21 protein-coding genes are annotated in these 20,625 nt (G+C 67.7%); 13 read left to right on the top strand and 8 right to left on the bottom strand.

What is annotated here, in order from left to right:
* Positions 1 to 3: 3 nt before the first annotated feature.
* From D0B54_RS09565 to psrA, 3 genes are read right to left on the bottom strand one after another with little or no spacing between them, the layout of a single operon-like run.
* Positions 4 to 1,071: a putative 2-aminoethylphosphonate ABC transporter substrate-binding protein gene (locus D0B54_RS09565; RefSeq protein ID WP_117291109.1), complete on the bottom strand. Its 1,068-nt coding sequence runs from the start codon at positions 1,069 to 1,071 to the stop codon at positions 4 to 6.
* Between the two features lie 10 nt (positions 1,072 to 1,081).
* Positions 1,082 to 2,368: an OprO/OprP family phosphate-selective porin gene (locus tag D0B54_RS09560; RefSeq protein WP_117291108.1), complete on the bottom strand. Its 1,287-nt coding sequence runs from the start codon at positions 2,366 to 2,368 to the stop codon at positions 1,082 to 1,084.
* Positions 2,369 to 2,377: 9 nt separating this feature from the next.
* Entirely contained in the window at positions 2,378 to 3,562 is a 1,185-nt protein-coding gene (gene psrA / locus D0B54_RS09555; RefSeq protein WP_117291107.1) for an iron-containing alcohol dehydrogenase PsrA, read from the bottom strand.
* Positions 3,563 to 3,677: 115 nt separating this feature from the next.
* Here psrA and D0B54_RS09550 point away from each other — a divergent pair, with 115 nt between their 5' ends.
* Positions 3,678 to 4,559 (top strand): LysR substrate-binding domain-containing protein, encoded by an 882-nt coding sequence (locus D0B54_RS09550; RefSeq protein ID WP_117291106.1) that lies wholly within the window; start codon positions 3,678 to 3,680, stop codon positions 4,557 to 4,559.
* A 19-nt stretch (positions 4,560 to 4,578) separates the two neighbouring features.
* On the opposite strand, the gene D0B54_RS09545 is transcribed toward D0B54_RS09550, so the two are convergent.
* Both D0B54_RS09545 and D0B54_RS09540 read right to left on the bottom strand, forming a co-directional pair.
* The gene (locus D0B54_RS09545; RefSeq protein ID WP_117291105.1) at positions 4,579 to 6,687 is read right to left on the bottom strand and encodes a phosphocholine-specific phospholipase C; all 2,109 of its coding nucleotides are present in this window, start codon (positions 6,685 to 6,687) and stop codon (positions 4,579 to 4,581) included.
* The gene (locus D0B54_RS09540) at positions 6,684 to 6,896 is read right to left on the bottom strand and encodes a hypothetical protein (RefSeq protein WP_117291104.1); all 213 of its coding nucleotides are present in this window, start codon (positions 6,894 to 6,896) and stop codon (positions 6,684 to 6,686) included. The genes D0B54_RS09545 and D0B54_RS09540 overlap by 4 nt, the downstream gene beginning before the upstream one ends.
* Before the next feature lie 157 nt (positions 6,897 to 7,053).
* Between D0B54_RS09540 and lexA the strand changes: the two genes are divergently transcribed.
* The 4 genes from lexA to D0B54_RS09520 all read left to right on the top strand — a co-directional run bounded on the left by lexA (position 7,054) and on the right by D0B54_RS09520 (position 10,425).
* The gene (lexA, locus tag D0B54_RS09535) at positions 7,054 to 7,707 is read left to right on the top strand and encodes a transcriptional repressor LexA (RefSeq protein WP_117291103.1); all 654 of its coding nucleotides are present in this window, start codon (positions 7,054 to 7,056) and stop codon (positions 7,705 to 7,707) included.
* Positions 7,707 to 8,390 (top strand): translesion DNA synthesis-associated protein ImuA, encoded by a 684-nt coding sequence (imuA, locus tag D0B54_RS09530; protein ID WP_117291102.1) that lies wholly within the window; start codon positions 7,707 to 7,709, stop codon positions 8,388 to 8,390. Before lexA ends, imuA begins: the two co-directional genes overlap by 1 nt.
* 14 nt (positions 8,391 to 8,404) lie before the next feature.
* Complete coding sequence (locus D0B54_RS09525) at positions 8,405 to 9,799, top strand: Y-family DNA polymerase (protein ID WP_117291101.1); 1,395 nt, start codon at positions 8,405 to 8,407, stop codon at positions 9,797 to 9,799.
* A 215-nt stretch (positions 9,800 to 10,014) separates the two neighbouring features.
* Positions 10,015 to 10,425, top strand: a complete 411-nt coding sequence (locus D0B54_RS09520) for a VOC family protein (protein WP_117295143.1) — start codon at positions 10,015 to 10,017, stop codon at positions 10,423 to 10,425.
* 12 nt (positions 10,426 to 10,437) lie between these two features.
* On the opposite strand, the gene D0B54_RS09515 is transcribed toward D0B54_RS09520, so the two are convergent.
* Positions 10,438 to 11,442, bottom strand: a complete 1,005-nt coding sequence (locus tag D0B54_RS09515; RefSeq protein WP_117289342.1) for an IS30 family transposase — start codon at positions 11,440 to 11,442, stop codon at positions 10,438 to 10,440.
* 148 nt (positions 11,443 to 11,590) lie between these two features.
* On the opposite strand from D0B54_RS09515, the gene D0B54_RS09510 reads away from it, so the two are divergent.
* Positions 11,591 to 14,659 (top strand): error-prone DNA polymerase, encoded by a 3,069-nt coding sequence (locus tag D0B54_RS09510; protein ID WP_117291100.1) that lies wholly within the window; start codon positions 11,591 to 11,593, stop codon positions 14,657 to 14,659.
* Between the two features lie 7 nt (positions 14,660 to 14,666).
* Here D0B54_RS09510 and D0B54_RS09505 read toward each other — a convergent pair whose 3' ends face one another.
* A complete protein-coding gene (locus D0B54_RS09505) occupies positions 14,667 to 14,936 on the bottom strand; it encodes a hypothetical protein (protein ID WP_162932324.1) in 270 nt (89 codons plus the stop codon).
* A gap of 172 nt (positions 14,937 to 15,108) precedes the next feature.
* On the opposite strand from D0B54_RS09505, the gene D0B54_RS09500 reads away from it, so the two are divergent.
* The 3 genes from D0B54_RS09500 to D0B54_RS09490 are packed head-to-tail and all read left to right on the top strand — an operon-like array spanning position 15,109 to position 16,699.
* On the top strand, positions 15,109 to 15,531 hold the full coding sequence (locus D0B54_RS09500; protein WP_117291098.1) for an acyl-CoA thioesterase: 423 nt from the start codon (positions 15,109 to 15,111) through the stop codon (positions 15,529 to 15,531).
* 20 nt (positions 15,532 to 15,551) lie between these two features.
* Positions 15,552 to 16,262 carry an SGNH/GDSL hydrolase family protein gene (locus tag D0B54_RS09495; RefSeq protein WP_117291097.1) on the top strand — a complete coding sequence of 237 codons (711 nt, stop codon included), beginning with the start codon at positions 15,552 to 15,554 and terminating at the stop codon, positions 16,260 to 16,262.
* Complete coding sequence (locus D0B54_RS09490) at positions 16,259 to 16,699, top strand: VOC family protein (protein WP_117291096.1); 441 nt, start codon at positions 16,259 to 16,261, stop codon at positions 16,697 to 16,699. The genes D0B54_RS09495 and D0B54_RS09490 overlap by 4 nt, the downstream gene beginning before the upstream one ends.
* Positions 16,700 to 16,894: 195 nt before the next feature.
* Here the strand turns inward: D0B54_RS09490 and D0B54_RS09485 are convergent, their stop codons facing one another.
* Complete coding sequence (locus D0B54_RS09485) at positions 16,895 to 18,061, bottom strand: helix-turn-helix transcriptional regulator (protein ID WP_240433579.1); 1,167 nt, start codon at positions 18,059 to 18,061, stop codon at positions 16,895 to 16,897.
* 301 nt (positions 18,062 to 18,362) lie between these two features.
* On the opposite strand from D0B54_RS09485, the gene D0B54_RS09480 reads away from it, so the two are divergent.
* From D0B54_RS09480 to D0B54_RS09465, 4 genes are all read left to right on the top strand, one after another.
* On the top strand, positions 18,363 to 18,743 hold the full coding sequence (locus D0B54_RS09480) for a nuclear transport factor 2 family protein (RefSeq protein WP_117291094.1): 381 nt from the start codon (positions 18,363 to 18,365) through the stop codon (positions 18,741 to 18,743).
* Entirely contained in the window at positions 18,740 to 19,201 is a 462-nt protein-coding gene (locus tag D0B54_RS09475; protein WP_117291093.1) for a nuclear transport factor 2 family protein, read from the top strand. Before D0B54_RS09480 ends, D0B54_RS09475 begins: the two co-directional genes overlap by 4 nt.
* A 14-nt stretch (positions 19,202 to 19,215) precedes the next feature.
* A complete protein-coding gene (locus D0B54_RS09470) occupies positions 19,216 to 19,707 on the top strand; it encodes a carboxymuconolactone decarboxylase family protein (protein WP_117291092.1) in 492 nt (163 codons plus the stop codon).
* A 145-nt stretch (positions 19,708 to 19,852) separates the two neighbouring features.
* Positions 19,853 to 20,623 (top strand): ion transporter, encoded by a 771-nt coding sequence (locus D0B54_RS09465; RefSeq protein WP_117291091.1) that lies wholly within the window; start codon positions 19,853 to 19,855, stop codon positions 20,621 to 20,623.
* The last annotated feature ends 2 nt before the right edge of the window (positions 20,624 to 20,625 follow it).

Here is a 20,625-nt window from a genome sequence, read left to right as displayed (position 1 = left end):
GGTTTACGACTTCGGCTCGGACTTGCCGTCGTAGCGCTTCTGCCACTCGGCGAGAATGCGTTCGCGGTTGGTCGCGGCCCAGGCGAAGTCGTTCTTGATCAGCTTGTCCGCCAGGTTCGCCGGGTAGTGCTCCACCGGCTTGGCGATGCCCGGCAGCGCGACCACCGGATAAGCCTCGTTGTAGAGCTGGTTGGCGGCCTCGGAGACGGCGAAGTCCATCAGCTTCTTGCTGGCCTCGAGCTTCTTCGTGCCGGCGACGATGGCGTTGGCCTCCATGTCCCAGCCCACGCCCTCGGCGGCGTGCACGATCTCGATCGGGGCGCCCTTGGCCTTCTGCTTGGCGCCGGTGTAGCCGATGGAGATGCCGATTGCGATCTCGCCCGCCGCGGCTTCCTTGCAGGGCTTGGAGCCGGAGTGGGTGTAGCGCGCGACGTTGGCATGCAGCGCGTCCATGTACTTCCAGGCCGGCTCCTCGCCCATCTGCTGCAGCCAGCCGGACACCGCGAGGAAGCCGGTGCCGGAGGAGTTCGGATTCGGCATCACGATGTAGCCCTTGTAGACCGGCTTGGCCAGGTCCGCCCAGCTCTTCGGCATCGGCAGCTTGTGCTTCTGCGCCTCGACCGTGTTGACGCAGATCGCCGCCTCCCAGGCGTCGTCGGCGGTCCACTGCGGCGGCGTCGCGCTGTCGACGAAGCGCGGGTCGAGCTTTTCGACACCCTGCGGCGCGTAGGGCGCGAGCATGCCTTGCGCCTTCAGCAGCATCAGAGAACTGGCGGCCAGGCCCCAGACCGCATCGGCGCGCGGATTGTCCTTCTCCGCCAGCAGGCGTGCGGTGATCACGCCGGTGGAATCGCGCACCCAGCTCAGGGTGATCTCGGGGTTCGCGGCTTCGAAGGCCTGCTTGAAGCCGGGCAGCTGCTCGGGCTCGAAGGCGGTGTAGACCGTCAGTTCGGTCTTCGCGGCCGGCGCCGGCGCGGCAGCGGCGGGTTCGGCAGCCTGCTCTTTCTTGCCGCAGGCGGCGATCAGGGTCAACGCCAGCAGCGCGGCGATCTTGTGCTTGCAATGTTTCATCGGGAACTCCTTAGAAAACCCACTGGATGCGGCTGGTGATGGCGTTGCCGTCGTCACCGGCATCCTGGGTGTCGATGTTGTCGACCGACGCGGTGGTGTAGTCGAGCATCAGCTTGATGGAGCGCAGCGGATACCAGTTGACGCCGAACTGGTAGCCGCTGGCTTCGACTTCCGTGCCGCCGTCCGGCGACACCGTGCCCTGCTGCGCGCGCGCCACCAGCTCGACGGCGCCGTAGTCCTTGTTCTTCGGATCGACGCGATCGAAGCGGCCGTCCTTGCGCTTGTAGCCGCGCGGCTCGCCGGTCAGCGTCCAGGTGCCCTGGAGGTACCAGCCGTCGACATCGACGTCCGGATCGCCGCTGCGGCCGCCGATCGCGCGGCTGACATACTCGGCCTGCAGCGAGAACGGCCCCTGGATCAGCGCGGCTTCCAGCGCGTACTGGCGGTCGCTGTCGATGTCGATGGTGTCGAGCAGCACGAAGCGGTCGATGCCGTGAACGCCCAGGCGCGAGCGCACGCGCGTGGTCGCCGCCTCGCCCGGGTTCTGGTCGCCATAGGAGGCGCCGAAGTGCAGCACGCGGCCCTTCTCCGCCCAGGGCGTGTACACGGCGCGGGCATTGATGGCGTGGCTGTCGCTGCCGCTCTTGGCCGGCAGGTCTTCCTGGTAGTCGTCGGACACTGCGAACTGGTACAGCAGGCCGCTGCCGCCGAACTCGAACAGCTTGCTGGCCATCAGCGAGAACTTGGCGATGTCGTTGGCCGGCGCCAGTTCCCAGATGAAGGACTGCTCGTTGAAGGACAGCCAGTTGGAACTGGTCAGCACCTCCATCGACACCGGGCGCTTGAAGCGGCCGATCGTCAGGTCGGCATACTTGAAGCCGGTGTACTGCAGCATCGCGGTGTCGATCGTGGTCACGGAATCGTCGATGGCGCGGTCGCCGTCCTCGATGTCGATCAGGATCGAGTAGTTCCAGTTCTTCGTGTACCAGCCGCTGAAGCCGAAGCGCAGGCGGCGCAGTTCCGATTCGCTGCCGCTGTCGCCATGGCCGTTGAGGTTGTAGAGACCGTCGAAGACATCGACATCGTAGGCGGCGCGGCCTTCCAGTTCGAAGCCGGCCATGCCGTCGCTGGACTCGATGCCGAAGCCGCCGCGGGTCTTGACCTTGAACGTGATTTCGTCCTGCGCCGGATGCAGCGGCACGACCGGAATCGTCGGCAGGACTTCCTGCGCCGCGACGGCGCCGGACAAAGCGAGAGTGCAGACGCCGACGAGAGGCGCCAGGTGGATGAAGCGCATAAAACTCCCTTAGGTGGTGGGGTCGGTGTTGGGAAAAAACGACAGGTCGGCGGCAGATGCCGCCAGAAAATTGCGGCCGCGCGGACCCTGTCCGGCAGCCTCCTGGATCGCGTGCCATTCGTCTTCGGCGACGCCGTAGTCGGCCGGCGACAGGCCGACGCCGAGGTCCCGCAGGAAGCGGCGCAGCGTCGCCACGCCGGCCTGCAGGTCGGCGCCGAAGATTTCCGCCAGCGCGTGATCGCAGTCGGCATCCGCGCCGATCACGGCCTGCATGATCTGTGGCAGCGTGAACGAGCAGGCGATGCCGTGCGGCACGCCGTGCCGCAGGGTCAGCGGGTAGGACAGCTCATGCGCCAGCGCCGTGCGCGTCTGCGCGAAGGCCAGGCCGGCGAGCAGCGAGGCCTCGGCCTGGCGCGTACGCAATTCGAGGTCGCCGGGGTTTTCGAGCAGCCGCGGCAAGGTCTCCAGCACGCGCCGGGCGGCGGCCACGGCCAGCACGCTGCTGCAGGGGCCGGCGTTGCGGTTCCACAGGCTTTCCAGCGCGTGCGACAGCGCGTCCAGCCCGGTCTGCAGCGTCAGCCCGCGCGGCGCGCCCAGCGTCAGCTCGGGATCGACCAGCGCCAGCTCCGGGAACAGGTCGGGCCGGCTCAGCGAATGCTTGCGGTCGTTCGCCGGGTCCCAGACCGTGGCCCAGGGCGTGACCTCGCTGCCGGTGCCGGCGGTCGTGGGCACCGCGATCACCGGCCAGGCGCGCGCCGCGGCGGCGGCCGGCTGCGCCAGCAGCGCACGCAGCTCCAGTCCGGGCGCCGCGGCCAGCGCGGCGACGACCTTGGCGCTGTCGATCACCGAACCGCCGCCGAGGGCGACCAGCACCGGCGTCGGGCCGCCCAGGCCGCGCAGCGGTGCCGCCAGTGTCTCGAGGTCCGCCAGCGTCGGGTTCGGCCGCACCGTGTCCAGCAGCTGCCGCGGCTGGCCGGCGCCGACCGCCAGCCGCCGCGCCAGCGCGGTGAAACGCGGCTGCGGATAGGTCAGCAGCACATAGGGACGCCCGCGCAGCTGTTGCCCCAGCTCGGCGAACACCCCGGCGCCGAAGCGCACCGGCACCGGTTGCGCCGGCAGCCAGGCCGTGGCCGGCAGGCGCAGCCGCTGCGCCAGCTCGCCGCTAAGCGCGGGTGTTGTCGAGAGAGTTCCCATGGTTTCCATCTGCCGGCGCAGCCGCGCCCTCGGTGTGATGGAGCGACATCCTAGGCATCGACGATGACAGGCGTTCTATCGGATTTATTGGTAAATCCGTACTAAACTATAATCCATGCCTATAGGTCACAGTCATCTACGCGCCTTCCACGCCGTCGCGCGCCAGCACGGCTTCTCCGCCGCCGCACGCCAGCTCGGCGTCTCGCAGCCCAGCGTCTCGACCCTGGTCAAGGAACTGGAGGAGCGTTTCGGCGTGCGCCTGTTCCTGCGCCAGGGCCGCGAGGTGCGCCCTACCGAACTCGGCGAGCGGCTGCTGCGGGTCACCAATCGCTACTTCGACGCCGAAAGCGAGGCCTACACGCTGCTGGCGGAGGCCGGGGCGCTACGCAGCGGCCTGCTGCGCGTGGCCGCCGTCGGCCCCTTCCACGCGGTGGAGATGCTGGCCGCCTTTCATCGCCGCTATCCCTCGGTGACGGTGGAGATGATGCTCGGCGACTCGAAGGAAGTGCTGGAGAAGGTGCTGCGCTACGAATGCGAGATCGGCGTGCTGGCGCAGCTCGACGCCCATGAGGAACTGGCGGTGTTCCCCTACCGCGAGCACCCGGTGATGCTGATCCTCCCGGCCGGTCATCCCCTGGCGCGCCACGCCAGCCTGCGCCTGGAACAGCTGGCCGGCCAGCCGCTGATCTTCCGCGAGCGCGGCTCCACCACGCGGCGATTGTTCGAGCAGGCCCTGCTGGAGCGCAATGTCGCGGTCAGGGTGGCGATGCAGATCGGCAGCCGCGAGGCGATCCGCGAAGCGGTCGCCCAGGGACTCGGCATCTCCTTTGTTTCCGCGCGCGAGCACGTACCGGACCCGCGCATCAAGCTGCTGCCGATCAGCGACGTCGAGATCACCACCAACGCCCAGGTGATCTGCCTGAAGGAACGGCTCGATACACAGCTGGTCGGAGCCTTCGTTGAGGTGGTGCGCGAGTTGCAGTCCGGGGCGGGTTAAAGACCGCAGGTCGCTCGAATCACCTTGTCGCCATTGCTGGATCACTGACCGAATGCCGCCCGGTCTCCACACGCCCCGCCACACGCCGCAGGAAGCTGCCGTCCCCCTCCACCGTCACGCTGAGGTCATACCAGGCGCCACTCGTGCCCAGCGCCCAGAAGTGCTCGATCTCCTGGCCGGGATTCACCGTAAACGTCCAGGGACCATCGCTGCGGTAGGCATTGGCCGCGACACGGAACGTGCAGGCCGCCGTGCCCTCGTTGCGCAGCTTGAGACTGATGTCGCCATTGGCGATGTCGTAGCAGACGCGGACCTCGGGTATCGCGGCGGAAGACAGTGCGCCGGCACCGCTGAAACGGCGATGGAAGCCATTGGGCCCCAGCACCCAGAGGTCATGGCTGCCCGACAGGCCCGCACTCCAGGCATGGCTCAGCTGCTTGCCCGGTTCCACCGCGTAGCGATGCGGCACGCCGTCCAGATCGTTCATGTCGTAGACATGGAACACGGCACCGGCATTGCCGGTGTTGCTGAAGAACAGCTCCATCCCGCCCAGCGCGCTGCGGCGTGACTCGACGTGCAACTCGTAAGGCAGCGCGCGCGAGTAGCGCACGCCGGGTTCCTGCTGCGGCAGCGTGCCGGCGTCGCCGGTGGGCGCCGGAATCTGCGCCAGCTGTTCCTGCGCCTGGCGCAGCGCTTCGGCCGCTTCGCGCGTGGTCTGCGGCAGCGCGGGAAAGACCTCGTCGTTGGGGTTGGCGAAGTTGAAGCAGGAACTGAGATCGCCGAGGAAGGCACGGCGATAGGGCGTGATGTTGGGCTCGGCGACGCCGAAGCGCTCTTCGAGAAAGCGGACGATCGAGGTGTGATCGAAGCACTGCGAGTTGACCCAGCCACCGCGGCTCCAGGGCGAAATGATGTACATCGGCACGCGCGGGCCGGGACCGAAACTGCTGCCGACAAAGCTCGGATCGCGCGAGTTGGGGCCGGTGACATAGCGCTCGCCGGTGTCGTCGGCAGTGGAGGCGCCGGCCAGCGCGCCCGTGGCCTGGCCACCCAGCAGGTAGGAAGGCGCGGCCGGCGCCGGCACGTGGTCGAAGAAACCGTCGTTCTCGTCGAACATCACCAGCAGCACGGTCTTGCTCCACACCGCCGGGTCGGCGATCAGCGCGCGGATCGTCTCCTGGATGAACCAGCCCCCCTGCACCGGGCTCGACGGCCCGGTGTGCTCGGAGTACGCGGCGGGCGCGACGACGTAGGACACCTGCGGCAGGCGGTTGGCGAGCACGTCGTTGCGCAGGCCGTCGAAGGTCCCCGCAGGCATCGTCGTACTCAGGCCGCGCAGCAGCAGCGGGTTGTTCGGCTCACTCTCGCGGTTCTCGTAGGCAAGACGGAAATTGCGGAAACCCTCCAGCGAGTTGTCGGTGAAGTTGTCGTCCATGTCCTGGTAGACCTTCCAGGACACGCCGGCCGCCTGCAGGCGCTCGGCATAGGTGGTCCAGGTGAAACCTTCCGAGGAGGGGCCGAGGTCGTCGTTGTCGTTGTACAGCCGCGGGCCGCCGCCGGTGCCCAGGGGATCGTTCCAGCCGGTGAACATGAACAGGCGGTTGGGATTGGTGTTGCCCATGTAGGCGCAGTGATAGGCGTCGCAGATCGTGAAGGCATTGGCGAGCGCGAACTGGAACGGCAACTCGGCCTCGCGGTAATAACCCATCGACTGGTTCTGCTTGAACGTGGGCCAGCGCCCGAAGCGGCCCTTGTTCCAGGCCGGCACCGCGTCGGACCAGCCATGCGGCGTACCGTCCACGCGCTGCGCGTTGCCGATGCTGCTGTCGAGGTGATACGGCCGGATGATCTGCCCGGCGAGGTTGCGCTGGTCCCAGACCGTGCGTCCGCCGCTCTGCGGCACGGTGAAACGGTCGCCGTAGCCGCGCACGCCGCGCATCGTGCCGAAATAATGATCGAAGCCGCGGTTCTCCTGCATCAGGATCACCACGTGCTCCACGTCATGGATGGTGCCGCTGCGCTTGGCCGCGGGAATCGACAAGGCCTCGGCCAGGATCTGCGGGAACAGCGTGCCCACGGCGGCACCGCCAGTGAGTTGCAGGAAGCGGCGACGGTCCATGCCGCTCATGTGCGCGCCCCGGCGTTCTCGCCGCAGTTGCCGGCGGGCTGCGCCGCGACGTCCTGTGCGCCCGGTGCCGGCGGGCAGCGCATGACGCGCGGCGCCGGTTCGGTGGGGCCGGAACCCGGCTCGGTGGCCGCAGGGGCCTCCGAACGGCCGCAAGCCGTCAGTGCGGCCACCAGCAGCAGGCCGGCGGCCAGGGAATATGAACGGGACATGGCCTCTCCATGAAAGTCGGATGAGGCCAGCCTAGGGAGGCAATGGGACAGGACGATGAAAAATCCGCCCTTGAATCAAGGGCTAGTCGCGCTGCATAAGGATTTTTCCGGGGAGCGGCCTTGATGCCTGACGCCTGTCAGGTATATCGTTGAGCCCATGAACAAGCTCCCCCCCAGACAGCAGGACCTGATGGATTTCATCCTGCGCTTTGCGCGGGATGCGGGCCTGCCGCCGACGCGGGGGGACATCGCCTCTGCCCTGGGCATCACCCGCCAGACCGCCGACCAGCACCTGCGTGCGCTGGCCGGCAAGGGCCTGATCGAACTGCTGCCCGACACCTCGCGCGGCATCCGTATCCTGGACGATGCCGCGCTGGCTGCCAATGACCCCTGGCGCCTGCCCCTGGTGGGCCGCATCGCCGCCGGCCAGCCGGTGCTGGCGCCGGATCAGGTCGAGGAACAGCTGCGCGTGGACCCCGCCCTGTTCCAGCCGCGCGCCGACTTCCTCTACCGCGTGCAGGGCCGCTCGATGGAGCGCGCGCACATCCTGCCCGGCGACCTGGTCGGCATCCACCAGCAGGCCACGGCGCGCAACCAGCAGATCGTCGCCGTCTCCATCGAGGACCGCCTGACCGGCGAGCCGACGCTGACGCTGAAGCGCTACCGCCAGCAAGGCCAGATGGTGACCCTGCTGTCGGAGAACGACGACCAGCAGACCTACGCGCCCATCGTGATCGACCTGGGCCGGCAGCGCTGCGAGATCATCGGCCTGTTCGCCGGCCTCATCCGCCAGAACCGCGAGACCTCCTGATGAATCCGCGTCTGGATCCCCTGCGGCAGGTCCGCGGCGTCTGGGTCGGCGTCGAAACCGCCCCCGTCCCCGCCGTGGCCAGCGGCCACCTGGCGCTGGACCGCCAGCTGCCCGGCCACGGCTGGCCGCGCGGCAGTCTGGTGGAAATCCTCACGCCCGTGCCCGGCATCGGCGAAGTCTCGCTGCTGCTGCCGGCGCTGCGGCGCCTGGCCACCGAAAAGCGCGTGGCCTTCGTGCAGCCGCCGTTCCTGCCCTATGCCCCGGCGCTGGCGCAGAGCGGGCTGCCGCTGGAGCGCATCGCCTGGATCGACGCCGCCGGCGACGATGCTCAGTGGGCCGCCGAGCAGAGCCTGCGCAGCGGCGCGGTCAGCGCGGTGCTGTACTGGAATGCCAGTGTCGATCCGCTGGAGCTGCGCCGCCTGCAGCTCGCGGCCGAGGCCAGCCAGGCGCTCCTCTTTCTTTTTCGTCCCATGTCCGCAATCGCCGAGTCCTCGACGGCGGCGGTGCGCATGGCACTGACTCCGCAGAACGGCAAGCTGCGGATCGATTTGCTGAAGGCGCGCGGCGGACGGCCGGGCGTGTTGCAGGTGGACCCTTTCCGGCGACCGACTCCTCCGCGGTCGTTGGGCCCTCTGGTTCCCGCGATACCCCCCGTCCGCCGTGCAGCCCTCACCTCACCCTGAGCGGATGCCCTGCGATGCTATGGCTCTGCCTGTACCTGCCAGCCCTGCCACTGGAGGCGCTCAGCCCGCCGCCTGACGTGCCCCTCGCGGTCTTCGAACGCCGTGGCAACAAGCGCTTCCTGGTCGCGGTCAACGCGGCCGCCGAGCGCCAGCGCATCGAAACCGGCATGGCGCTCACCGCCGCGCAGGCCCTGCTGCCGGCGCTGCGCACGGTGGAACGCCAGCCGCGCGCCGAGAAGCAGGCCCTGCAGCACCTCGCCGACTGGGCGCGGCAGTTCGGCAGCGAGCTGTTCTTCGACCACCACCGCCAGCTGCTGTGGCTGGAGATCGGCGCCAGCCTGAAGTACTTCGGCGGCCTGGATTCCCTGCTGCCGCGCCTGCAGACCTCTCTGCAGGGCCTGGGCTACAGCGCCGGCATCGGCATCGCCCCCACGCCGGAGGCCGCGGCCTGGAATGCCCATGCCGAAGACGGCCCGATCCTGAACTGGCGCGAGCTGTCCTCGCGCCTGGGTTTCTACCCGCTGCGCTGGCTGCCCTTCCCCGAGGCCGTGGACGGCTTGGCCGGCAGCGGCGTGAAGACCCTGGCGGAACTGTTGAGCCTGCCGGCCGACGGTCTCGCCCGCCGCTTCGGACCGGCACTGCCGGACTACCTGCAGCGCCTGCTGGGCCAGCGCGCCGATGTGCGCGAGCGCTACCTGCCGCCGCGGGTCTATCGCCGCCGCATGGAATTCCTCGGCGCCATCGAAAGCACCGAGGGCCTGCTGTTCCCGATCCGCCGCGCGCTGACCGAGTTCCAGGGCTACCTGCGCGCCCGCGACAGCGCGGTGCAGCACTTCGTCATCGAGTTCGAGCACGAGGGTCACCCCCGCACGCGCATGGACCTGCGCCTGACCGCCGCCGCACGCGATGCCGCGCATTTCCTGGTGATCGTGCGCGAGCGGCTCGAACGCCTGGCGCTGCCGGCGCCGTCGCTGGCGCTGACCCTGCGCGCCGAGCGCTTCCTGGTGCCCGACCTGCACCAGGGCGATCTGTTCGACCAGCGCCTGCAGCAGGACGGCGAATGGCTGGGCCTGCTGGAAAAACTGCAGGCGCGCCTGGGCTCCGATGCGATCCGCTTCCTGGGCCTGCGCGCCGAGCACCTGCCGGAGCGCAGCTGGCATGCCGCGCGCCAGCCGCAACCCGGCAAGGCCGACTTCCCGCCCCGCCCTTTCTGGCTGCTGGCACGACCGCAGGCACTGCAGCACCCGCCGCGCCTGCGCGGCCGCCCCGAGCGCATCGAAGGCGGCTGGTGGGACGGCGCCGATGCGCAGCGCGACTACTTCCTCGCCGAATCCGACAGCGGCTCGCAACTCTGGGTGTACCGCGACGCGCTCAACGGCAACTGGTTCATGCACGGACTCTGGGCCTGATGAAAACCTCGACCTCGCAAACGGCAGCCTCCCACCTCGCCCATCTCCACGCCTGGGACGACCAGGCCCTGCAGCAGTTGCTCGGCAGCGCCGGTGCGCGGCACCGGCAGCCGGAAGCGCGCAGCGAAGCCAACGGGCCAATCTCCCTGTCCGAAGCCCTGGAACAGATGCTTCCAAGGCTGTTCTCCAGCCACGCCACTGCAGGAGCCGAGCCCATGAAACCCCGTATCAGCATGATCACCCTGGCGGTGCGCGACATGGAGGCATCGGTCCGCTTCTACGAACAGGGCTTGGGCCTGCCGCGCATGAACTCCGACCCCAAGGTCGCCTTCTTCAGCCTCAACGGCAGCTGGCTGTGCCTCTACGGCCGCGAGGCCCTGGCGGAAGACGCCGGTATCCCCGCCGCAGGCAATGGCTTCGCCGGCTTCACCCTCGCGCACAACGTCGAATCCGAAGCCGAGGTCGACGCGCTGATCGAGCAGGCCGTGGCGGCGGGCGCGCGCCTGCTCAAACCCGCGCAAAAGGTGTTCTGGGGCGGCTACTCCGGCTACTTCCAGGACCCGGACGGCCACCTCTGGGAAGTAGCCCACAACCCGCATTTCTGGATCGGGCCGCGCGACGAGTGAGGCATGGACACGTCATACCGGCGAAAGCCGGTAGGTGGATTCACATTTGAAATGCAACACTTTGGCGAAGACCTCGGCTGGGGTTTTGAAGCCGAGGCACTTGCGTGGCGTGTGATTGTAGATCTGAGCGATCTGCAAGAGTTGGTCTGGTGAGAGGTCTTCGACGTTGGTTCCCCGGGGTAGCCAGCGGCGCAAACGCCCGTTGGCATTCTCGACGCCACCCTTCTGCCAGGGGGAATGCGGATCGCAGAAATAGGTCTGCAAGCCCAGGGGCTGATGCAGGGTGTAGTGCAAGGCGAATTCGGTGCCGTTGTCGAAGGTGATGCTGCGGCGCAGGGCTGGGGGCAGTGGGGCCAGCAAGGCCTGGAGGGTTTGCGCCACCGGCGCAGCGGCCTTGCTGGGCTGGCGGACGATGGCGGTCAGCCGGGACGTTCGCTCATGCAGGGTCAGGATGGCTTGGCCATAGCGCGCAAAGAGCATCAGGTCGGCTTCCCAGTGTCCCGCCTGGCGCCGGTCAGCCGCAGCCTTGGGGCGCTTTTCGATCGAAACCCGCTGCTGGATGTGCTCTGCCGGGCTGCCGCCCTTGCGGCCACGGAAGCCGCGCTTGCTCTTGGCACGGGGCAGATAGAGACGCCAGGAAAAGTCGTTGGTCCGGGCGATCTGGGCGGCAATGAAGCGATAGATGCTCTCGTAGCTGATCTGCAGATCCTGCTGAGCCAGCCGCCGCGATACCTGCTCGGGAGACCAGCCTCGGCGCAATCCCTCCAGAACCCTGGCTTGCAGCTCGGCATCACGCAGAAGCCGGCTACCTTGCCAGCGGCGCGCCCGAGCTTGCTCGCCGGCATAGACGCTCTGGTAGCCCGTCGCGCCAGTGTTGCGCTTCAGTTCCCGAGAAATGCTCGATGGCGCGCGATCCAGAGCTGCCGCAATTTGCCGGATCGACTCCCCGGCTTGGCGCCGACGGGAAATCTCACACCGTTCCTCGATTCCAAACTGCTCAAAGCTCTTGCGTCCCATTGCAGCACCCTCGTAATAGGGTGTTGCATTTGGTTTGTGAACTCACGGCATCCAGTCGTGAAGCGTCGGCCATTGCCCAGGGACTGGATGCCGGCTTCCGCCGGCATGACGTTTCCCTGAGTTGGGCTGACATTGCGCTGATCTCGCCATGAGCTACGCCGAGCTGCACTGCCTCAGCAATTTCTCCTTCCAGCGCGGCGCCTCGCATGCGAAGGAGCTGGTGGAACGTGCCAAGACCGAGGGCTATGCCGCGCTGGCGATCACCGACGAATGCTCCCTGGCCGGCATCGTGCGTGCACACGACGCGGCCGAAGAGGCCGGGCTCAAGCTGCTGGTCGGCTCGGAGTTCCGTCTCGATGACGGACTGCATCTGGTGTTGCTGGCACCGGACCACGATGCCTACTCCGAACTCTGCCGCCTGATCACGCGGGGCCGCCGCAAGGCCGGCAAGGGGCGTTATCGCCTGCTGCGCAGCGACTTCGAACAAGGCCTGGCGCATTGCCTGGCAATCTGGACGCCGGGACCGGCCATCGCCGATGCCGACGCGCACTGGCTGCGTGAGCACTTCCCGGATCGCGGCTGGATCGGCATCACGCAGCTGCTGCAGGCCGACGACGCGGAGCGGATGGCAGCCCTGCTGTCCCTGGGCCGTGAGACCGGCCTGCCCTGCGTGGCCACCGGCGGCGTGCATTACCACGTTCGCGAACGCCGCCGCCTGCACGACGTGATGACCTCGATCCGGATCGGCTGCAGCGTCGCCGATGCCGGGCATGCGCTGTTCCCCAATGGCGAACGCCACCTGCGACCGCTGGCGACGCTGCGGCGGCTGTATCCGCCTGAGCTGCTGGCGGAAACACTGCGCATCGCGGAGCGCTGCACGTTCAGGCTCACCGAACTGCGTTACCGCTATCCACACGAGGTGGTACCGGAGGGACGCACGCCAATCGATCACCTGCGCCAGCTGGTGCAGGAAGGCAGCGCCAGGCGCTGGCCCGGCGGCATGCTGCAGAAAGTCACCGACCAGCTGGAGCAGGAACTGCAGCTGATCGAGGAACTGCAGTATGAGCACTACTTCCTGACCGTGGCCGACATCGTCCGCTGGGCGCGCGAGCAGGGCATCCTCTGCCAGGGACGCGGATCGGCCGCCAACTCGGCGGTCTGCTTCGCCCTGCACGTCACCGAGATGGACCCGGCGATCAGCAACCTGCTGTTCGGGCGTTTCCTGTCGCGCGAACGCGGTGAGCCACCCGACATCGACGTGGACTTCGAGCACCAGCGCCGCGAAGAGGTGATGCAGTACGTGTATCGCCGCTATGGCCGCGAACGCGCCGCGCTGGCTGCTACCGTGATCCGCTACCAGCCGCGCAGCGCCCTGCGCGATGTCGGCCGTGCGCTGGGCTTCAGCCCCGACCACATCGACGCCCTGGCCAAGTCGATGTACTGGTTCGACGACGCGGCACAGATGGCAGAGCGCTTCAGGCAACTGGGTCTCGACCCCGAAGCGCCCATGTCCCGCATGCTGATCGGCTTCGTGCAGGAACTCCTCGAATTTCCGCGCCACCTGTCGCAGCACGTCGGTGGCTTCGTCATCTCCGAAGCTCCCTTGCACACACTGGTGCCGGTGGAGAACGCGGCGATGGCGGACCGCACGATCATCCAGTGGGACAAGGATGACCTCGAGTCCCTGAAACTGCTGAAGGTGGATTGCCTGGCGCTGGGCATGCTCAGCGCGATCCGCCGCTGCTTCGATCTGCTGAAGCCCAATCCCGCTGCGCGGCAGCGCATGCAGGACATCCCCGATGATGATGGCCCCACCTACGACATGCTCGGCAAGGCCGACTCGGTCGGCGTGTTCCAGGTGGAGTCGCGGGCGCAGATGTCGATGCTGCCGCGCCTCAAGCCCCGCTGCCACTATGACCTGACGATCCAGGTGGCGATCGTGCGTCCCGGGCCGATCCAGGGCGACATGGTGCATCCCTACCTGCGTCGGCGCAGCGGCAAGGAAGCGGTGGACTATCCCAGCGAGGCCCTGGAAAAAGTGCTGGGCCGCACCGAGGGCGTGCCGCTGTTCCAGGAGCAGGTGATGGAGATCGCGATGGTTGCCGCGGACTTCACTCCCGGCGAGGCCGACAACCTGCGCCGCTCGATGGCGGCCTGGAAGCGCCGCGGCGGTCTGGAGCATCTGCGCGACAAGCTGATCGGCGGCATGCTGAAGAACGGCTACAAGGAGGAATTCGCCGAGCGCATCTACCAGCAGATCCTCGGCTTCGGCGACTACGGGTTCCCGGAATCACACGCCGCCGGCTTCGCCAAGCTGGCCTACGTCTCCGCCTGGCTCAAGTGTCATCACCCCGCCGCCTTCTGCGCCGCACTGATCAACAGCTGGCCGATGGGTTTCTACGCACCGGCCCAGCTGATGGCCGATGCGCGCCGCCACGGCGTGGAGTTCCTGCCGGCGGATGTCATGCACAGCGACTGGGATTGCTCGCTGGACCCGCCGGACGCAGAAAAGCCCGCGGTGCGCCTGGGCCTGCGCATGGTCTCGGGCTTCGCCGAGGCCGAGGGCCTGGCGCTGATGCAGGCGCGGCGCGAACGCCCCTTTGCCAGCGTGGACGATCTCGCCCATCGCCTGAAGCTCTCACGCAAGATGCTGGACGCACTGGCCTGTGCCGATGCCCTGGCCACGCTGGGCGGACACCGCCACCGCGCGCGCTGGGCCACCCTGGGGAACGAACGTCTGCCCGGCCTGCTCGCCGGTCATTCCGCCGAGGAGGACGCGGTGGAACTGCGCGAGCCCACCGAAGGCCAGGACATCATGGCCGACTACCGCAGCACCGGCCTGACCCTGCGCCGCCATCCGCTGGCCGTGCTGCGCCCACGCCTGGACCGCCTGCGCGTGCGCCGCGCCGCCGAGCTGCCGACCCTGCGCAACGGCCAGACCGTGCGCGTGGCTGGCATCGTCACCCACCGCCAGCGCCCCGGCACCGCCTCCGGCGTGATCTTCATGTCGATCGAGGACGAAACCGGCACCGCCAATCTGATCGTCTGGCCACGCGTGCAGGAAGAACTGCGCCACGAAATCATCGGCTCCACCCTGATCGTGGTCAGCGGCGAACTGCAGACCGCCGACGGCGTCACCAACGTGGTGATGGCCAAGGCGCGTGATTACAGCGACTGGCTGGGCGGCATGCGGATGGAATCGCGGGATTTTCACTAGCGCGGCTTCATAACGGGATACTCCCGCCCTGCACGCCCTCAAAGGAACCCGGAGAACCGGATTCCGGCTGCGGACCTTGCGAGGGCTCTCGCAGGCCTGCGCCCACGCCAGCCTCCGGCACGATGGCCTGCTCCACCTGCCTGAGCGGCCTCTCCGCGATCCGGCACAGGCAATACAGCAGGAATCCCGCCGCGCCAATGCTCAGCACGGCCATGGCGGCCAGCCTGAAATGCTGCCACCACTGCATCTCCATCCGCTTTTTCTTCGCGTAGTCCATGAACTCCCGGGCTGGCATCCATGCAGGGCTTGTGCCCGGCCACCCGCGCATTTTCCGCATCCCGGGCCGGTTTTCCCGGCAGGGCGGATACACGGCGAGGTCCGACCGACAAGGGCCTTGCCGTGTCGGGGCTTGTCGTAGAATCAGTGGGATCACAGCCCCTTGGCGAGCCATGTTCACCCTCACCGTCTCCCCGCGCTTCTACGAAACCGACGCCTTCGGCCATATCAACAATACCGTCATGACCGGCTGGTTCGAGACGGCGCGCGAACCGGTGCTGCGCATCTTCTCGCCGGACTTCCCGATCCGCGGGCTGACCCTGATCCTGGCGCGCATCGAGGTGGACTTCGTCGCGCAGACCTACTTCGGCCATGAGGTCTCGATCAGGACCTCCATCGAAAAGCTGGGCAACAGCTCCTTCGTCGTGCTGCACGAGGCCTGGCAGAAGGACAAGGTCGTGGCGCGCGGCAAGGCGGTGATGGTGGCCTTCGACTTCGACGCACAGAAGTCCGTGCCCATCCCCGCCGTGCAGCGTGCCGAGCTGGAAAAGCACCTCGCCGTCCCATCGAGCCCCGAGTCCGGGACCCTGCCATGACGTCCGGCTTCAGCTGAACCATGCGCCACACCCTTGCCACCATCGGCCTTGGCCCCCTGCTGCTGTTGCAGGGCCGGCACGTCAAGCGCGTGACGCCGCGCCTGCCGGAAGCGGCCGGCGAGCGCCAGGGCGAACTCGGCGCGGGGCCGCCGCTGCGCCTCCTGATCGCGGGCGACTCGGCCGCGGCCGGCGTTGGCGCGGAGCAGCAGGCCCAGGCGCTGGCCGGGCGGCTGACAGCATTGCTGGCGGCGGACTTCCGCGTGTCCTGGACCCTGGCGGCAACCACCGGGCATACCACGGCGCAGGCCCTGCAGCGCCTGCGCGAACTGCCGCATGCGGCCTATGACGTGGTCGTGACCTCGCTGGGCGTCAACGATCTCACCGGGCGCACGCCCACGCGGCTGTGGCTGCAACAGCAGGAACAGCTGGTGAGCCTGCTGCGCGAGCAGTTCCAGGCACGCCATATCCTGCTGTCGGCGCTGCCGCCGATGCACATCTTCCCCGCCCTGCCGCAACCCCTGCGCTGGTATGTGGGTGCGCAGGCGCAGCGTTACAACCAGGGTCTGCAGGCCTGGGCGCAGCAGCATGGCGACTGCGAGTTCATTGCGACGGAATTCCCCGGCGATCTCGCCCTCATGGCCAGCGATGGCTTCCACCCGGGCCCCGGCGCCTACAGCCTCTGGGCCGAGCAATTGGCCGCGCGCATCCGCCAGCGCTGGAGCCCGCCGTGACCGAGGTCACCGGCATCGACCATATCTACCTCGCCGTGTCGGACATGGCCGCATCGGAAGCCTTCTACGACCGCGCGATGCCGGCGCTGGGCTTCCGCAAGAACCGCTTCGAGATCGGCGGCGATCCGCATGTGCAGTACTACAACCGCCTGTTCGGCTTCGTGCTGCGGCCGGCACGCAGCACCTCCCCACACGACTCCTATACGCCCGGCCTGCACCACCTGTGCCTGCGCGTGGACACCGAGGCCGACGTGGACGCGGCGGCGACCGCACTGCGCGCCGCCGGGATCAGCACCAGCGAACCGCGGCGCTACCCCGAATATGCGCCGGACTACCGCGCGGTCTTCTTCCAGGACCCCGACGGCATCCGCCTGGAGATCACCAGCTACCGGCAGGAACGGCGCGAGCGGCACGACCATTGGGACAAGCTGGGTTAAAGCGATCGTTGCAAGAAGCTTGTTTCCCGACCCCCTGGCCCACCCGCGGTGTAGGAGCGAGCTTGCTCGCGACCACGGGGTCGAGTTCACAAACCACCCGGTCGCGAGCAAGCTCGCTCCTACAGGTCACGCCTTGGGGCCGCACCACGAAAAAGCCCGCCGTCCGGCGGGCTTTTTCATTGCAACGGTAGCGGCTCAGCCCAGCGAGATCACGCTGTTCAGCAGCATGCGCACCAGCATGGTCTGGCGGGTGACGCCGGTCTTGCAGAAGATCGAGCGCAGGTGCGTACGGGCGGTGTTGCGGCGCACGTTGAGCTTCTCGGCGGCTTCGTCCAGGGTCAGGCCCTCGGCCAGCAGCAGGGCCAGGGCGGCCTCCATGCGGGTCAGGCCGAACAGGCGGCGCACCACTTCCTGCGAAGGCTGGGTGCCGCTGGATTCCGGATCGCGCAGGAACACGACGGCGGCCGGGCGCTGCTTGGCGCCGGTGAACTCGCCCAGAGGGATGGTACGCACGACGATGCCGAGCTTGGCGCGGCCCGAGGGCCGCGTCACCGACATGGCCTCGACCACCGCGGCGCCCGCTACCGGCTCCTCGATGGGGCCACCGGTCACGGCGTGGCGGATCATGCGCTGCAGGTCGCGGTTCTCGTGGTTGCTGGACAGGGCGATGCCGGTGCCGCTGCGGCCGATGCCGTCCTTCTCGACCAGGATGCGCTGGGCTTCCTGGTTCAGCTCCAGGATCGAACCGTCCTGACCAAAGGTAATCATGCCTACCAGCATGCGGTTGACGGCGCCGGCGAAGAGCTGGCGGTCGCACTCGAGGTAGTCGAGCTTGGCGTGCAGGCGGATGGAGCGCTTCAGGTGCGGCAGCAGCAGCCGCACCAAAGCCTTGTCATCGGGGGAAAAGGCCTCGGCGTCATGCGAGCGCGTGATGCGCAGGCGGCACTCGATGCCTTCCTTGGTGTAGATGTCGGCGCCGAGCAGGTGCCGGATGTCCAGGGGCTTGAGGTACTCCTGGTACATCGGGCTCTTGAGCCACTGCTGGGAGCCGATCAGCTCCTCGGCGGTGACCACCTCGCCTTCGGGCAGGCGCACGAAGGGGTCCAGGGCGAAGAAGTGGGATTCGTAGGACTCGACGCCCTGCGAGGTCACCTGGCCGGTGTTGATCATCACGCCATGGGACTCGGAGGACGGCGGACGCAGCATCAGCGTCACGTGGGCCGCCTTCAGGACCTCGCGCATTTGCTGCAGTGCAGTATTCCAGGGGGGCGACTCGGTCGGGCCGTCGTAGACCGCCCCCAGCAGGCGGTCAAGCCTGTCTACTTCCGATACCTGTATCGCGACAGCCTTGGTGGCAGCCACGCCGTTCTCCGGCCGGGCCCGGAAACGGGCGGCACTCGCATTCGCCAAAGCTACCATCAAACTCTCCTCGTCGGTGGACTTCCGGCTGACGGTTATTTGTATTTTTCTCGTCAGGAGCGATACGGAAGCTGCGGGTGTAAGGGTCACCGGAGTGCCCTTTGCATGCCTCATCCATATGGATGATCCAACTCCCGAGGGGCCACGATCAAGATGTAAATGCAACCCAACCGTCGCCAGGCGGGCGCCACCGCGCCCGCCATGCCTGCGCGGCGCCCCATTCCCGCACACCCGTCCAGACCCCATGACCAGCGAAACGCAGATGCGCCAGGCGATGCAAGCCTATATCGACGCCTTCAACGTCTCCGACCCCCAGGCGATCGCCGACCTCTATGCCGAGGACGCCACCGTCGAGGATCCGGTGGGTTCGCCGGTCAAGAGCGGCAAACCCGAGATCCTCAAGTTCTACAAGATGGCCGTCGCCACCGGCGCCAAGCTGGCCCTGGCCGCCCCGATCCGCGCCTCGCACGGCAACTCGGCCGCCATGGCCTTCGACGTGAAGCTGAACATGCCCGAGGGCAAGGCCCATATCCAGGTGATCGATGTCATGACGTTCAACGACGCCGGCAAGTTCAGCTCGATGCGCGCGTTCTGGGGCAAGAGCGACATGGTGATGACGCCGTGACGCTCTCCCTGCAGCAGTTGTCCGACCGGATCGAGCTGCAGGATCTGGTCACCGAGTACGCCAACGCGCTCGACGCCCGCGAGTTCGAGCGCATGGACCGCGTGTTCCTGCCGGACGCCTACATCGACTACCGCGCCATGGGCGGCATCGACGGCCCCTACCCCAAGGTCAAGGCCTGGCTGCCGGAGGCGCTGAAGCACTTCCCGTCGTTCATGCACTTCGTCGGCAACTTCCACTTCGAGATCAAGGGCGACGAGGCCACCGGCCGCATCGCCTGCTTCAACCCGATGGTGGTGCCCAAGCCGGACGGTGGCACCGAAACCATGTTCCTGGGCCTGTGGTACATCGACCGCTACCGCCGCACCGCCGAAGGCTGGCGCATCGTCGAGCGTTCGGAGCAGCACTGCTACGACCACGGCATGCCGGACTGGATGAAGAAAGCGCTGAAGATGGCTTGAGCCCGGAGAAGCCCATGGCACGCATCGACGTCACCGACGATCTTGGCAGCTGGATGCAGCTGCAGCCGGACATGGGCTCAGGCCTGGTCGCGTTCAGCGAGGCGGTCTACGGCAAGGCGCGGCTGCCGCTGCGCGAACGCGAGATCGCGCGCCGGCGCATCGCCGAGATCAACCAGTGCGAGGTCTGCCTCAATGCGCGGCAGGCGCAAGGGCCGGCGCAGGGCATCGATGAGGTGCTGTACGCGCAGGTGGACGACTGGCGCAACGCCCCCGGTTTCTCGGCGCGCGAGCGCCTGGCCGCGGAGTTCGCCGAACGCTTCGCGCTGGACCACGTGCTGCTGCGTGCCGACGACGAGTTCTGGCAGCGCTTCCGCGCGGCCTACTCCGATGCCGAGATCGTGGAGCTGACCCTGTCGGTGGCACTGTGGCTGGGCGCCGGGCGGGCGATGCGGGTGCTGGACGTGGGGCAGAGCTGCGCACTGACCTTGCAGTCGCCGGCGATGTAATCTTCCCTCTCCCGTCTACGGGAGAGGGTGGCCCGCAGGGCCGGGAGAGGGTTTCTGTAAATGATGGTTAAGGCTAGCCCTTCACCATCTACAGACACCCTCTCCCCTCCCCCTCTCCCGCAAGCGGGAGAGGGGATAAAAATTCATGACCCAAGACTCCGAACTGCCCACCCCGCTCCAAGTCGCCCGCCGCATCCGTCCGACCGACTGGATCATGCTGGTGCTGGCCCTGCTGTCGATCGGCCTGCTCAGCTGGGAAACCTGGGGCTCGGTCACCGAGGTGCAGCGGCAATGGATCCTGCGCACCGACTACCTGATCTGCGGCCTGTTCGCCACCGAGTTCCTGTGGCGCTGGCGCGAGGAAGGCTGGCGCCGCGGCTACCTGGGCCGCAACTGGTACGAGATCCTGGGCATGATCCCGATCTCCTCGCCGGCGCTGCGCGGCTTCCGGCTGTTCCGCGTGATCCGCATCCTGATCCTGCTGGGGCGCTTCGGCATCGCCGCCGACCGCGCGCTGGGCGACGAATTCACCTACCGCCTGGTCAACCGTTTCAAGAAGGCCATCGTCGACTCGATCAGCGGTGCCATCACCGTGGCGGTGCTCAACGAGGTGGCGGAGGTGCTGGCCCGCGGCACCTACACCGAGAACATCTCGCGCGCGCTGGAGGAAAACCAGAAGGAACTGCGCGCGATGATCCTGGAGAAGCTGCGCGAGGACAAGCAGACCGGGCGGCTGCGCAGGCTGCCGTTCTATGACGACATCGTCGAGAGCGTGATCGACGCGGCGATGCGGGTGATCGAGGAAGTGCTGAAGGATCCGCGCACCGACGAACTGGTGGCCGACCTGCTGCGCGAGAACCTGACGCAACTGCGCGCCGCGATAGAACAGAAGGAGCGCGAAGGGCACAGCGCCTGAGA

Origin of the sequence: Solimonas sp. K1W22B-7, assembly GCF_003428335.1 — a bacterium.
In the GTDB taxonomy this organism is placed as follows: domain Bacteria; phylum Pseudomonadota; class Gammaproteobacteria; order Nevskiales; family Nevskiaceae; genus Solimonas_A.
This window is presented reverse-complemented; position numbering and strand designations above follow the sequence as displayed.

Bases quoted from the DNA above. Each gene is read 5' to 3' on its own strand.
- D0B54_RS09510 (WP_117291100.1), top strand. From the start codon at position 11,591: ATGAGCTACGCCGAGCTGCACTGCCTCAGCAATTTCTCCTTCCAGCGC.
- D0B54_RS09560 (WP_117291108.1), bottom strand. From the start codon at position 2,368: ATGCGCTTCATCCACCTGGCGCCTCTCGTCGGCGTCTGCACTCTCGCT.
- imuA (WP_117291102.1), top strand. From the start codon at position 7,707: ATGAATCCGCGTCTGGATCCCCTGCGGCAGGTCCGCGGCGTCTGGGTC.
- D0B54_RS09505 (WP_162932324.1), bottom strand. From the start codon at position 14,936: ATGGACTACGCGAAGAAAAAGCGGATGGAGATGCAGTGGTGGCAGCAT.
- D0B54_RS09495 (WP_117291097.1), top strand. From the start codon at position 15,552: ATGCGCCACACCCTTGCCACCATCGGCCTTGGCCCCCTGCTGCTGTTG.
- D0B54_RS09540 (WP_117291104.1), bottom strand. From the start codon at position 6,896: ATGTCCCGTTCATATTCCCTGGCCGCCGGCCTGCTGCTGGTGGCCGCA.
- D0B54_RS09525 (WP_117291101.1), top strand. From the start codon at position 8,405: ATGCTATGGCTCTGCCTGTACCTGCCAGCCCTGCCACTGGAGGCGCTC.
- D0B54_RS09480 (WP_117291094.1), top strand. From the start codon at position 18,363: ATGACCAGCGAAACGCAGATGCGCCAGGCGATGCAAGCCTATATCGAC.
- D0B54_RS09550 (WP_117291106.1), top strand. From the start codon at position 3,678: ATGCCTATAGGTCACAGTCATCTACGCGCCTTCCACGCCGTCGCGCGC.
- D0B54_RS09500 (WP_117291098.1), top strand. From the start codon at position 15,109: ATGTTCACCCTCACCGTCTCCCCGCGCTTCTACGAAACCGACGCCTTC.
- D0B54_RS09565 (WP_117291109.1), bottom strand. From the start codon at position 1,071: ATGAAACATTGCAAGCACAAGATCGCCGCGCTGCTGGCGTTGACCCTG.
- D0B54_RS09515 (WP_117289342.1), bottom strand. From the start codon at position 11,442: ATGGGACGCAAGAGCTTTGAGCAGTTTGGAATCGAGGAACGGTGTGAG.
- psrA (WP_117291107.1), bottom strand. From the start codon at position 3,562: ATGGGAACTCTCTCGACAACACCCGCGCTTAGCGGCGAGCTGGCGCAG.
- D0B54_RS09520 (WP_117295143.1), top strand. From the start codon at position 10,015: ATGAAACCCCGTATCAGCATGATCACCCTGGCGGTGCGCGACATGGAG.
- D0B54_RS09545 (WP_117291105.1), bottom strand. From the start codon at position 6,687: ATGAGCGGCATGGACCGTCGCCGCTTCCTGCAACTCACTGGCGGTGCC.
- D0B54_RS09465 (WP_117291091.1), top strand. From the start codon at position 19,853: ATGACCCAAGACTCCGAACTGCCCACCCCGCTCCAAGTCGCCCGCCGC.
- lexA (WP_117291103.1), top strand. From the start codon at position 7,054: ATGAACAAGCTCCCCCCCAGACAGCAGGACCTGATGGATTTCATCCTG.
- D0B54_RS09470 (WP_117291092.1), top strand. From the start codon at position 19,216: ATGGCACGCATCGACGTCACCGACGATCTTGGCAGCTGGATGCAGCTG.